Origin of the sequence: Bradyrhizobium sp. 2TAF36, assembly GCF_052114925.1 — a bacterium.
GTDB lineage: Bacteria > Pseudomonadota > Alphaproteobacteria > Rhizobiales > Xanthobacteraceae > Bradyrhizobium > Bradyrhizobium barranii.
Map to the genome: position 1 here is coordinate 1 of NZ_JBFRFR010000126.1, position 13,984 is coordinate 13,984.

Here is a 13,984-nt window from a genome sequence, read left to right on the forward strand (position 1 = left end):
ACGACCGGCTCCGGTGAAGACCTCAAGCCGTGAAGACCTCAAGCCGCCGCACCGGCTCCGCGATAGCACTATGCACTGTGTCCATTCTAAGCCTAACGGTCCGAACAAACCGCAGACTCGCAGATCACCCCGTCATCCGGTAGGTGGCCGCTGAACAGCGCTTACACTTATGACGTCTTCGAGCGAAGTAGAGGTCGGTTCGCGTCAACAAAATGCGTCAAGCCAAAACTCCGGGAATCTCTAGGGTTCGCGAATGGACTCATCCAATCCACGAAGCAACGGATAGAGGAAATAGGATATCACGCTGCGCCGTCCGACCTTCATTTCGGCGGTCACCGCCATGCCCGGAATAAATTGAGCGCGCTCTTCCGGCAGCCGAAGGTGAGTGTCGGACAGGTCGACCAATACGCGGTAATAGGGAGCGGTCGCGTGGCGCGCACCTTCGGCTTTCGGATCCGGCGGGAACGCGTCCTGACTGATGACGTGCACCTCGCCCTTGGCCGTCCCGTATTTCTGGAACGGGAAGGCATCAAACTTGATCCGCACGGGCTGGCCTACCGAAACCCGACCGATGTCCTTGCCCTCGACATTGACCTCAGCCCGGAGCGGCTCATCGCGGGGGACAAGCACAAACATCGGCTCGGCCTCACGGGCGACCGAACCGACTGTCCGGCTGGCAATATCCAGCACGATCGCATCGGCCGGCGCCTTCAGCACGATTAATTGCCGGCGAAGCTCGGCCTTCTTGAGGTCTTCGGAGGCGCTGTCCCGCTTCGCGAGCATCTCCACGAGGTCCTGATAAGCCGTCTTGCGAAACTCCTCGCCGTAGACCTTCTGGTCTGCCTGGGCCTTATCGAGCCGATGCTCATAATCGGCCATATTGCCGCGAGTACGCGCCAGATTGCTCTCAACATCAAGACGAGCGTCACGCGAGAGCAGCAAATTCAGCTTCGAGCCAACTTCCTTATCCATCAGCGTCGCACGCATGACCTCGATCGACCTCATCGTCTCGAGCCGCTGAACGAGCACCGCCTCTTCGTTCTGTGCAGTCTTCAGGTTCGCGCGAGCAGAGGCGATCTGCGCGCTGTAGTTTTCCATCTGAGCATCGTAAGTCGCTTTGCGCTGCAGGAATATCTTGCGCTGCAGGACCTGATCGGCGTTGATGGACTGCCCGATGACATAGTCCTCACTATTCACTTCGGCCTTGAGACGGTCGATCCCGGCATTGAACACCCCAACCTTGCCGCGCAACTGGTCCAGATCCGCTTGCGAGAATGTCGGATCGAGCGTTGCCAGCAGGTCTCCGCGATTGACCCGGTCGCCTGGCCTGACATGTATCTCGCGGACAACGGAGGTTTCGAGCGGCTGAACGACGAGATTGGGGCGCGTGGTGACCAGCTTGCCCTGGGCCGTCACAATCATGTCGACCTGCGATCCCGATGCCCAGCCGATCGCGGCGAGTATCAACGCCAGGACACAATAGAGCGTCATGCGGGCGATGCGCGGTGGAGCCCGATTCTCGACCTCAATCGCGTCGGATTGGAATTCCGTCACCACCGGAGGCCGGTGTCTGGCGGGTCTGAACAGCGCGCGTCGCCGCCGTTCGGTCATCGGCGCTTGAGTGCTTGCATCGCCGCGGGATTTCTCAGGCTTGGTCATGCGACCTGCTTCGTCTGCTGGTTCCATAGATGCCGGTAAATCATGCACTTCGACAGCAACCGATCGTGATGATCGACGTCGACGATCCTGCCACGATCGATCACCAGGATCTGGTTTGCGTCTGAGAGCATCGACAGCCGATGCGAGACGATGATGACGGTCCGTCCCTCGGCGATGCGGCGGAGATTGCGCYGGATAATCAACTCGCTTTCGGAATCGAGCGCGCTCGTCGCCTCGTCCAGGATCAGGATGCGGGGGTTAACGATAAGCGCCCGGGCAATCGCAAGGCGCTGCTTCTGTCCGCCGGACAGATTTGAGGCATCCTCCTCGAGCATGGTGTCGAAGCCGCGTGGAAGCCGCTCGATGAATTCATCGGCGCCCGCAAGCTGCGCTGCGCGGACGACCTCGGCAAAGGTCGCGTCGCGCTTCACGCAGGCAATATTGTCGCGAACAGTGCCGCGAAACAGGAAGTTGTCCTGTAGTACCAGTCCGAGATTCTGGCGCAGATGAGTGAGATCGAGCTCCCTCGAATCGTATCCGTCGACCCGCAGCAAGCCCTGCTGCACCGGATACATCCCGGAAATGAGCCGCGTCAGCGTGGTCTTGCCGGAGCCGCTTCGGCCGACGATCCCGAATATCGACCCCGGCGTGATGGAGAAGGAGACGTCATCCAGCGCCGGCGCGCCCTCCGATCCGTAGCGGAACGAGACATTCTCGAAATCGATCTTGCCGGCGAACTCGGGCCGAAGCCCCTCGCGATTGCCGTCGCGTTCGGGCTTCTGGTTCATTACCTCGCCCAGCATCTTCACCGCCAGGGCAACTTCTTGATACTCGTGAACCATTGTCACCATTTGGACCAGTGGTCCCGACACGCGTCCTGCCAACATGTTGAAGGCGACCAGCGCGCCGATGGTCATCTCGCCACTGAAGACGTCCAGCGCTCCAAGCGAAATGATGCCGAGCGTCATCATCTTCTCGAGAAAACCGGTGGTAGACTGGGCCACGGCAGAAATCTTCTCAACGCCGAACCGCATTGTCACTGACTGCGCGCAGCGATCGTCCCAGACCCTGCCCTGCAGCGGTTCCATCGCCAGCGACTTCACCGTACGCATGCCGTGCACGGTCTCGACCAGCAGAGCCTGCCGCGCACCTTCCGCCTGGTAGAGGTTATAAAGACGCCGACGGAACGGTCCCATCAGGAGCACGACGACCATGCCGCTGGCCGCAGTGAAGGCAAGCACCATGCATGTCAATTTGAGACTATAGAGCGCCAGCACCGGAAGGAAAACGAACAGGGACAGCGCGTCGAGTGTCGTCAGGAACAGACGACCGGTCAGGAACTCGCGAATTCGCGCTGCCTGTTGCATATGCTTGACCAGGATGCCGGCCGAAATGTGCTCAAAGAAGGTCACGGGCAGACCGAGGAGATGACCGAACGTCTTGGTTGCGACACGAATATCGACCTTGTTGGTCGCATAAAGCAGAATATAGCGTCGCAGAAATCCGAAGATTGCGTCGAACGCCAGCGCGGCAGTCGCGCCGCCCGCCAGCACATAGAGCGTGGTAAAGCTCTCATGCACGAGCACCTTGTCGATGACGAGCTGGAAGAATATCGGGATCGCAAGACCCAGTGCATAGAGCATAATGGCAGCGATCGCGACGTCGACGAACAAGCGCCATTGACGCGCCAATTCGGGAATGAACCAGCGTAGCCCGAACGTCGGACGATGATCCGATGCAAGCCGCTCGCGCTTGATCAGGACGGCGTCGCCGCCCCAACTGGTACAGAACTTATCCCTAGCGACGATCAGAGGCTCATCCCGGCGYTCGGCGAGCGGATCGAACACACTGACCGCTTCGGCGCCATCGGCCCCATGACCTGCCCCGAGAACCACGATCCAGTTGCCGTTTGAAAGTCGGAGCAGCGCCGGATAAGCCTCTCCCAACCGAAACAGTGCCCCCCAATCGAGATTCGTAGGCGTTGCGCGCAGGCCAGCCTCCTTCGCTATGCGCAGCAACCGGGTCGTCGAGACCGGGGTCCCGTCGATGACATAGGTGTGCTTGAGGCGTTCGACCGGCAGGTCAACGCCGTGATAGGCGGCGGCCTTTGCGAGGCATTCCAGTTCTGTCCGCAATGCCGGACGCAGGGCCTCATCAGCGCTCACAGGCGGAGCTCCCGAGCCCGTGACTTCGGCTTCAACGGAAATTGCTTGAGACATTTGGGGACCGAGGGCTGCCAGACGGATCGCGTTCTGCCGTAATAGTGTGAGACTGGCCAGGAGGGCTCGGCTGGTTGCGCCGCACCGCGCCGGCGTCGATCAACCCCTGCAGCGCCTTCTGCATGACCTCGACCGAGTTCGCAAACGACTCCACTGAAAAGATCAGCCTCTGCTGGAACACCCTCTTCGGCGCATTGTTGGCATCGCGTTCGGTCGGCGAAAGACTGACCAGGTCAACCCGGACGATCGATCCGCCAACGGTGATCTCCTCCACTCCGTCAGTATAAAGTTCGGCATGCATCGAAGCCTCCAATGCTGCGAACTCGATCTCGAATCGCGCGTCGGCCTGCAGCCAAGGGTTCGACGCCGACGATAGTCACGGATCCAGGGCGGCCGCTCGCTTCAAAGCCGGCCTGTTGTTGCTTCGATATCCGTCCGACACTCACGGAAAAATTGCAGGGCGCCGTAAAACCGTGCATCGGAGCGGTCAAAACAGACAACCCGGCTCTTGTGTCAGCATCTCCGACACCTGAAATCACCACCAATATTTCTGCAAATAAATAAATATCGCGGCGAATTAATTGTCAATTGATTATCTCTCAATTCGGCATCCGCGTAATTATTACGATTAATCTAGGTCCTCCCGCAAGCTGAAGTTCCTTCAATTCGATCGGCAATCTTGCTTTCCGCGAATGACTAAGCAAATATCCGTCTCGCCCACGTCAAGCATGAACAGATTCCCGTTTTGAGAACGATTATGCCCCGCCTCGCCTGCCGGCGGGTTCCCCGGTACCACCGAAATTAACTAGAGCGCATTTAATTCATTTGAACGAGGGTGATTTTTCAGTATATTTTAAATACAGGGCAGCATGGCATTCGGCGGCCATACCAAACTACGCTGGCGGCTGTTCCGGCGAGATTAACAAGCGGCAGAGGCGAACGGAATGCTCCAGACCAATATGCTGCAAACTGACAGGCTCCGCGCACCTGCCTTCAATGATGAAGCCGAAGGCGGCGGCATCGGCGAAATCATCAGCGCCGCCCTTGGATTTCTCTGGCGGCAGTACCTGGTGCTCATTCTTGCAGCCGTACTCGGATTGACCGCTAGCCTGATCTATCTGCTGATCACGCCACCGACCTATACCGCCCAGGTCCAGGTCATGCTTGAGAACGCGAAGACACAGTTCATCCAGCAACAATCCATTCTGGCAGAGCCGGCCTTCGACCTCACCTTGTTCGAAACGCAGGTCCAGGTCCTCAAATCGAAAGCAATGGCGATCAAGGTCATCAATYAGCTCAAACTCGCCGACGACCCAGATTTCAAGCAACCGCCCCCGTCCTCGCCCTCCCACTGGCAGCGGCTTCGCGCGGCATTGTTGCCGTCGCCGCCGGACGATCTGCAGCCCGCTCCGACCGGCGAGCCACTGGAAGGGATCGTCACTACGTTTCAAAAGCGCACGGTGGTGGACCGGATCGGTTTCAGCAACCTCATCGAGATCAACTTCAGTTCGAGCAATCCAATACGAGCTGCCCAGATCGCCAACGCAATCGCGAAAGTCTATCTCGCCGATCAGGAGAAAGCGAAGCTGGAGACAAATCGCCGGGCAAGGACTTGGATGCAGGAACGACTGCAGGAGCTCGGAGAGCAGGCGCTCGAGGCTGAACGCGCTGTCAGCGCCTACAAGTCCAAGAACAACTTGATTTCCACTGGGGGAAAGCCGATCGACGATCAGCAGATCACCGATCTCAGCAGCCGATTGGTCGCCGCTCGTGCGCAGACGTCCGATGCTGCAGCCAAGCTGAACCGTTACGAGGCAATTTTGGAGGCCAATCCGGCAAACTCGCCGTCGATCGGCAATTTGGATGCAGCGGGCAGCGACGCACTAAGTAGCCCCATCATCACCAGCCTTCGCCAGCAATATCTCGAACTCGAGCGACGCGTAGCCGAGTGGGTACCACGATTTGGCCGCGACCACGCCGCGGTCGTCAACTTGCGAAACCGGATGCGCGAGCTCCGCGGCTCTATCCTTGACGAGGTCAAGAGATATGCGGAGACGAGCCGGAGCGAATTCGAGGTCGCCAAGCAGCGACAGCAGGAGATTGAGAAGCAAATGTCGGGGGCCGTGGAGCAGTCCCGCTCGACAAATCTGGCTGAGATCACGATCCGCGAATTGGAAAGCAAGGCAAAAAGCTTGCGCAGCCTGCACGATACATTCCTGCAGCGCTACGTGGGGGCAGCGCAGCAAGAGAGCTTTCCGATCGCGGAGGCCCGGGTGATGAATCTCGCGGTGCCGCCGCAGAGCAAGAGCAAGCCGAAGGGCGCAATGGTCATGGCGCTGGGCCTGGTCGGCGGCCTCGGCTTGGGCCTGGGACTGGGCCTGTTCAGGGAGATGATGGATCGGGTCTTCCGCACGTCCGCGCAGATCGAATCGACGCTGGGACTGCCTTGCCTGTCACTGGTGCCGGCGTTGCGAGCTAAAAGGACGTGGGCTTGGAGCCTCGACCACGACATGCGGCGGCGGAGAGTTTCCAGCAGTTCAACGTTCCACGGAACGGTGGTCGGCAAGCCATTATCTCGGTATGCCGAGTCGATCCGCGCCATCAAACTCGCCATAGATCTCAATCCCAGCAAAGCCTCCAATAAGGTGATCGGTATCACCTCCACCCTGCCGAACGAGGGGAAGACGACGATTGCTGCCTCGCTCGCCCAGCTCATCGCCCATAGCGGCAAGAGCTGCATCGTAGTCGATGGAGATCTCAGGAATCCGTCACTTTCGGCCAGTCTTGCCGCGAACGCGACAACGGGTATCGTCGACGTCATCAGCCATAACAGATCGCTCGAGGAGACGATCTGGCGGGATCAAAAGACAAACCTCGCGATTCTCCCGGCGGTCAGCCCAATGCCGGTGCTCCACACCAGCGAAGTGCTGGCCGCGGACTCGATGCGCAAACTATTCGATCAGCTACGCTCGACGTATGATTACGTCATCGTGGACCTTCCGCCCCTGACCCCGCTGGTCGACGTTCGTTCGACGACAACCTTCATCGACTGTTACGTCCTGGTGGTGGAATGGGGGCAGACGAAGGTGGAGGTCGTCAAGCATGCACTGCACACGGCCCCGAATGTTTACGAGTGCCTTATTGGGGCGGTTCTCAACAAGACCGACATCAAGGCAATGTCGCGCTATGACACGCAATGCAGGGACTACTATCGGGACGAGCACTATATCCGCTACGGGCTGACCGGCTCAAACTGACCAATTCATACCCCGCCAAGGATCATGGGCGCAGCGCCCTGTTCCATCATGTTGCAGATTAGCAACAATCACCGATTGCCCTTCAGGTAACCGCGATGATTCTCTGGTCTGAATCACGTATAAATGTACTTTGTACATACTTGGAATTCATACTCGGACGACACTTGGGGAGTATTAGCCATTATCGCGCTGCCAGGATGCGGGAGGATTGTTGCTGTTCTCCTGGCGCTATCTAGCGCCGGGTGCATCATCACGCCTGGATCCGGGCCATTGTCGATGGACGTCCGATCGGCCTCGGAAGGACTTGAGGCCGCCGCCCTCCCCTACGCCCTGGTCAAGCTGACACCCGAGGTTGTCGAAGTTCTCGGCCGCTATACACCAAGGCTGTCCACGGCCTTTGCCGCCAAGACGCCTCCCAAGGCATTCCGCTTCGGCGTGGGCGACACGGTCAGCATCACCATATTCGAATCCGGAGCTGGCGGCCTCTTTACCTCCGACGCCGGCGTCCGCGCCGGCAACTTCGTCACGGTTCCAAACCAGGCCGTGGACGAGAAGGGTTATATTGCTGTTCCCTACGCAGGCACCATCCGGGCACTGGGCCGCACCCCTTCGGAGATTCGCGACGAAATCACGGACAAACTCAAGGGCCGAGCCCTCGAACCACAAGTTATCGTGGCTTTGGCCGAGCAGAACACGTCGTTGATCAGCGTCCTTGGCGACGTGCGGGCCGGAGGCCGCTTCCGCGCCAGCCCGTCCGGTGAGCGCGTTGTCGATGCCGTCGCGCGCGCCGGCGGCCCCATAACGCAAGGTTATGACATGTGGGTGTCGCTCGAGCGCACGGGACACCGGGCAAGCGTTCCGTTCGGCGCACTGATGTACGAGCCTTCCAACAATATTTTTGTGCTGCCGAACGACATCATCTATCTCTACAGCCAACCGCAAACCTTTGTCGCGTTCGGCGCGTCCGGCCTTCAGGGGCAATTCAAGTTCGACGCGTGGCGTGTTTCGCTAGCCGAGGCGGTCGGCAAGCAGGGTGGCATGAACGATGGATTGGCTGATCCATCCTCGGTCTTCCTGTACCGGGGCGAAACGCGGGAAGTGGCCAAGGCAATGGGCGTCGATTGCGGGCCCTTTAAGGGCCCGATCATTCCCGTCATTTATCTGATCAATTTCCGCGATCCGTCAGGCTATTTCCTCGCTCAAACCTTTGAGATGCGGAATAAGGATGTCGTCTACACGTCCAACTCGGCGTCAGTCGAGACCACCAAATTCCTGACCTTCCTGCGAACGATCATGGCCACCGTAAACGACCCGATCATCTACGCCACCAACGCCTACGCGCTGAAAGCCGCTGCCGCCGGCACCGGATCAACCACGGTCATCACGACTCCCCAGCCGATTACCACTACCAGTCAATAGTGTGCGGCGGCGACGCCGAGCCGACATGATCACAATCCCATCTGCTTCGGGGCGGCGCAGTCAGGTCGCGACTTATCTCGATCGGCCAGCATTCTTTACCGATTGCCTACCGGTTGAACCGCATCCGATGCCGGTAAGGACATAGACCCAGCAACCGTCGGCCTGACGATGCTGATCGGACTCCGTAGCTGCTGTACGTGCTGACCTGATGTCGAGGATTTGTCGCCCTCCAGGATCAGGCGCGTTGCCGGCCCTTGGAGCCACTCTCGCTGATCCGAAACTCTTCGATCTTCTTTCCTGATTTCATCGCCGCGACAAGCCACCGGGGTTGCTTGCCGCGTCCCGACCAGGTCTCGGAGGTCTTCGGATTGCGGTACTTTGGGAGCACTCTCGGATACTTTCGTCGCGGCTTTTCGCCTCGGAGCGTACGAGCACCACCCGAATCCGGCATGTCGGCCACGCCCCGACTGAGAACTGCCAGCCTCTTCTCAAGTTCGCGCTTCTCGGCCTCCATCCGGGCCGACAATATCGCGCTGATCTTCTCATGAAGTGACCAGAGATCACCAATAGACATGAACTTGAGTTCGAGTTCTTTCCCCCACATGCGCTTGTCCCCGGCGCCGCCCATATAATGAGCCGTCATATTTCCCTGTTTAATTTGCAATAAAGGAAAAACCAAGAATTTACTAAGGCAAACTTTGGGAAAATCGGTCATTTGCACAATTTTGTGGGGACAAGCTACTCCAGAAGACGTACCAAGCGAGGACAACTCGCAATCGAATATATTGCGCGATTCAAAAGCAGGTAGATGGCGCGGCCTCGCGCAGGCTGTTGGCAGGGAATGCGGACCACTGGCGCAATCTCTCTCACGCCTTTCCCCGAAGCGCTCGCCTCCCGGGCAAATGAGCGGCCGCAACCGGCAGCGAAGAACTTCAGCATCTCTCAAGACGAGACGTCGACCTCGATTTGAGCCTTGAGGCCCGGACGTCCGGCAGTGCCGCGAATCCCATGAAAATCGGCGCGAGAACAACCTCATTAAACATTAGGTCGTCATCGCCCTTTCGCCCAAATACATGAACCGCATTTAATTACATGGCCGCATATTTAATTCTCGACTAACAGATGGAATGATATTAAACAATAATTAATCTGTGACCGGCCTGTCGCATTGCGGCCTGCGGGAAGGTGCCATGATCGGGGTAACCATTGCGAGGGCGAGCCTGCAATCGCGGCGGGATGGCGCATCGAGATGCACGAGTTCGCGAACCGGCACACGCTTGGTCGCGAACTCACGATCCCCTGGCGCGGGCATGCAATCGCCCGATGCCGCTCGGTATCCTGACATCGAAGCCGCCATTGCAGCACCTGCCCGACCCGACCTCTGTCGCCGCGTTCCGTTTGTCCAGGCTTATCCCCCTTCTCTCGCGAGAACATAGATATGACGAAGTTATTTCAGGAAGCGTCTGATTGGAGCCGTATGGCGCTCGGGTTTCAGAATTGGCAACGGATTCCCCAGCGGAAGAAATCAGAGGACGCGTCTATTGCAGAAGACTGGAATTGGTTCTTGTCTGGGGGCCTGTCGCGGTCGCAGGAAGAGTCGGCGAACGCCTCCGCGCTCATAGGGCCGCTGTCCTTCGCAGAGGCGAAAGTCGGACTTGCTGGGCCGGCGGCAGGAGGCCCCGCCCCGATCGCCGCGACGTCGAATCCCGTCGTGATCCTCGACGGCTCTCCCTCGCCGGCCATGGCTGGCGGCCTCACCGGGTCTTTGTTCGCCAAGGCTTCTGCCGTGGCCACACCGGCCAGCGCACCACTTTGTTGCGGTTCGTGCGGCTACATCAATTGCCCAACCCAGGTGATGAGCCAGGGCCACACCAACTCAACCCAGTTGGCTGGCCAAATCGTGCATAGCAGCGGATCCGGAGCTGATTTCGTGCCGACCAGCAAGGTCGGCCTCATGGGCAGCTCCATCAGCGACGCCATGTCAACGCAATTTGTGGCACCGTTGGCGAACTGGAACACGCAGCTGCCTGGCGGCGGCGGCGGGGAGACTGGCACCACACTGACTGGCCAGATCGGGATTCTGTCCGGCTCCGTTACGACTGCGGTAGCTCCTTCGGCATCATCCGGCCTCCGATCGGCGGCTACGTCAGCGTTCACCGCGGCTGATGCGACAACGACCGCGACGGCCGCAGCAACAGCCCTCAACCCGATCGTCCTCGAGAACCAGAAGCAGGGGAATCCTGAAAGCGAGTGGGGTATCGACGGCGCGGGCGACTCGAACATCGAAGGTTTCGCGACGGACATCAGCGTCAATCACGGCTCGACGATCAACTTCAAGATCGACACGGATTCGACGCACTACAGGATCGATATCTACCGCCTCGGATATTATGGCGGCATGGGCGCCCGGAAGGTCGCGACGATCGATCATACCGGGCTGCAGAATCAGCCGGCGCCCTTGCGAGACAGCACGACAGGACTGGTCGACGCCGGCAACTGGGCGGTTTCGGCAAGTTGGGACGTTCCGGCGGATGCCGTGTCAGGCGTCTACATCGCAAAGCTCACGCGTCTGGATGGAACGGCGGGTGAGAATGAAATCCCCTTCATCGTGCGGGACGACAGCAGTCACAGCGACGTCGTATTCCAAACTTCTGATGAGACCTGGCAGGCCTACAATGGATGGGGCGGAGCCAATTTCTACGGCGGTAACGGACCCGCGACCGGCCAAGGCGCCGGCCGCGCCTACGCGGTCAGCTATAATCGTCCGATCGCCACGCGGGGCGGTGTGGGCACGTATGCCGGGCCGCAGGATTATCTGTTCGGCGCCGAATACGCGGGCATCTCCTGGCTCGAGCAGAACGGTTACGACGTCTCCTATATGGCGGGAGTTGACGTCGACCGCTTCGGCAGCCTGCTGCTCAATCACAAGACCTATGTCGATGCCGGCCACGACGAATACTGGTCGGGTCAGCAGCGCACCAATGTCGAGGCCGCGCGCGATGCCGGCGTCAACCTGATGTTCTGGAGCGGCAACGAGGTTTATTGGCGTACCCGCTGGGGCAATAGCATCAGCAGCGATGCGACCGCTTATCGCACATTGATTTCGTACAAGGAGACGTGGGCAAACTCCTCGATCGACCCGAGCGACCAATGGACGGGCACGTTCCGCGACCCGCGTTTCAGCCCGCCGGCAACCGGCGGCGGCAATCCGGAGAACTCGCTCACCGGACAGCTTTTCGACGTCGACGACGTCGGCACCAACCTCCAGTCGATCCAAATCCCCTATAGCGATTCCGATCTACGCTTCTGGCGCAACACCAGCATTGCAAACCTGCAGCCCGGACAGACTGCGTCGCTGGTCCAGAACTATCTTGGCTATGAGTGGGACGACGCGGTCGACAATGGGTTTGATCCTGCGGGCCTGGTGCGGCTCTCCTCGACGACCTTGCCGGTGAATACCTATCTGCTCGACTACGGCAACACCACCGGCGCCGGCGTCTCGACCCACAGCCTGACGCTCTATCGCGCACCAAGCGGTGCATTGGTCTTTGGTGCGGGGACCGTCTTTTGGCCCTGGGCGCTGAGCGACAATCACGATTTGGAGCAAACGCCGACCGACCCGCGTGTGCAACAGGCAATGATCAACCTGCTCGCCGACATGGGCATTCAGCCGGGCACGCTTCAATCAGGACTCGTCGCAGCCACCGCCTCGACGGACCACACTCCGCCGACTTCCACCATCAATCCGCTCGGAACCGTTACGGCAGGAACCATCGTCACGATATCTGGTACCGCCGCGGACGTCGGCGGCGTGGTCGCCGGCGTCGAAGTTTCGACTGACAACGGCGTAAGTTGGTACACGGCCGTCGGCGACACGAACTGGACCTATTCCTGGTCGCCACAGGTCGGCGGCACCTACACCATCCGCACGCGCGCCGTGGACGACAGCGTTAATCTTCAAACGCCGACAGCCGGCATCACCGTGACCGTCACGGCACCGACTTACGTCTCACTGTTCTCGCCGAGCGCAACCCCTGCCGTCGTCAACACCACGGACGCGAGCGCGGTCGAACTCGGGGTAAAATTCCAGACCGCGGCCGCTGGCACCGCAACCGGCGTACGGTTCTACAAGGGCAGCCAGGACACGGGCACCCACACCGGCGAGCTCTGGTCGAGCACCGGCCAAAAGCTTGCAACCGTCACCTTCACCGGCGAGACGGCCAGCGGCTGGCAGAGCGCGACTTTCTCTACTCCGATCACGTTGACACCCGGACAGATCTATACCGTCTCCTATCACACCGAGGTCGGCCACTATTCCAACACGTCCAACTTCTTCACCTCTGCCGTAACCAGCGGTCCACTGACAGCGCCCGCAAGCGGCAACGGCGTCTTTGCCTACGGCAGCAGCAGCGTGTTCCCGACGAACACGTACCAGGCGTCGAACTTCTGGGTTGACGTCATGTTCAACCCCGCCAGCGGTACGACTAACCAGCCGCCGGTGGCAGCGAACGACGTCGGCCCGACGGCAACTCAGGGCGCGCCGGTCACGATCACCGCCGCATCCCTCATCAGCAATGACAGCGATCCCAATGGTGACGCCCTGACCGTCACCGCGGTGAGCGGCGCCACCCATGGGACCGTCACGCTCAACGTGCAGAGCAATCCGCAGAACAACACCATCACCTTCACGCCAGACGCCACTTATACCGGCAACGCGAGCTTCACCTATACGGTTTCGGACGGGCACGGCGGCACGGCTACCGCCAATGTCAGCCTTACCGTGGTGGCGCCAGGACAAACGCCGGTGAGCCTGTTCACTGCATCCAGCGCGCCCGCTGGCTCCTTCCAGGACGGCACCCCGCTCGAAGTTGGAGTCAAGTTCACCACCTCCGTAGCTGGTCAGATCACTGCGCTCAAATTCTACCGCAGTGCGGGCGACACCGGTACCGACATTCTCGATCTCTGGAGCTCAACCGGCACAAATTTGGCGAGCGTTGTCTTCAGCAATACGACCGCCAGCGGCTGGCAAACGGTGGCCCTGCCGACGGCCATCACCCTCACCGCCAACACGACATACGTCGCCTCCTACCACACCACGGGGGCCTATGTTGCAACCAACAACTTCTTTACAAGCGCCGTCACCAACGGGCCGCTGACGGCGAGCGCCACCGGAAACGGCGTCTACGCATACGGCGGCACCAACGCCGCCGGCGTCTTCCCGACCAGCACATGGAGCGCCGCCAACTACTGGGCCGACGTCGTGTTCATCCCGTCCGCGTCGGGCGCCCCGTCGAACACTGCGCCGACGGCGGTCGCCGACGTCGCCGACGCCACCGAGAAGGGCGGCATTGCCAATGGTTCAGGCGGCTCGCCCGCCACCGGCAACGTCCTCACCAACGACACAGATCCCGACACCGGCGACACCAAGAC

The 13,984-nt window shown here is 59.9% G+C and carries 7 protein-coding genes; 3 read left to right on the plus strand and 4 right to left on the minus strand.

The window, feature by feature from the left end:
* Positions 1 to 240 precede the first annotated feature (240 nt).
* From AB4Z51_RS41230 to AB4Z51_RS41240, 3 genes are read right to left on the minus strand one after another with little or no spacing between them, the layout of a single operon-like run.
* Entirely contained in the window at positions 241 to 1,659 is a 1,419-nt protein-coding gene (locus AB4Z51_RS41230; RefSeq protein WP_244623458.1) for an HlyD family type I secretion periplasmic adaptor subunit, read from the minus strand.
* Positions 1,656 to 3,806, minus strand: coding sequence for a peptidase domain-containing ABC transporter (locus AB4Z51_RS41235; protein WP_441499436.1), 2,151 nt, complete (start codon positions 3,804 to 3,806; stop codon positions 1,656 to 1,658). The genes AB4Z51_RS41230 and AB4Z51_RS41235 overlap by 4 nt, the downstream gene beginning before the upstream one ends.
* 49 nt (positions 3,807 to 3,855) lie before the next feature.
* Positions 3,856 to 4,179, minus strand: a complete 324-nt coding sequence (locus AB4Z51_RS41240; protein WP_135216957.1) for a hypothetical protein — start codon at positions 4,177 to 4,179, stop codon at positions 3,856 to 3,858.
* 643 nt (positions 4,180 to 4,822) lie between these two features.
* On the opposite strand from AB4Z51_RS41240, the gene AB4Z51_RS41245 reads away from it, so the two are divergent.
* The gene (locus AB4Z51_RS41245; protein ID WP_441499434.1) at positions 4,823 to 7,135 is read left to right on the plus strand and encodes a polysaccharide biosynthesis tyrosine autokinase; all 2,313 of its coding nucleotides are present in this window, start codon (positions 4,823 to 4,825) and stop codon (positions 7,133 to 7,135) included.
* 276 nt (positions 7,136 to 7,411) lie between these two features.
* A complete protein-coding gene (locus AB4Z51_RS41250; protein ID WP_135216965.1) occupies positions 7,412 to 8,554 on the plus strand; it encodes a polysaccharide biosynthesis/export family protein in 1,143 nt (380 codons plus the stop codon).
* A gap of 235 nt (positions 8,555 to 8,789) precedes the next feature.
* Here the strand turns inward: AB4Z51_RS41250 and AB4Z51_RS41255 are convergent, their stop codons facing one another.
* Positions 8,790 to 9,158: an H-NS histone family protein gene (locus tag AB4Z51_RS41255; RefSeq protein ID WP_135216966.1), complete on the minus strand. Its 369-nt coding sequence runs from the start codon at positions 9,156 to 9,158 to the stop codon at positions 8,790 to 8,792.
* Positions 9,159 to 9,992: 834 nt separating this feature from the next.
* Between AB4Z51_RS41255 and AB4Z51_RS41260 the strand changes: the two genes are divergently transcribed.
* On the plus strand, positions 9,993 to 13,984 hold a 3,992-nt coding region (locus AB4Z51_RS41260), incomplete at its 3' end, for a DUF4082 domain-containing protein (RefSeq protein ID WP_441499435.1).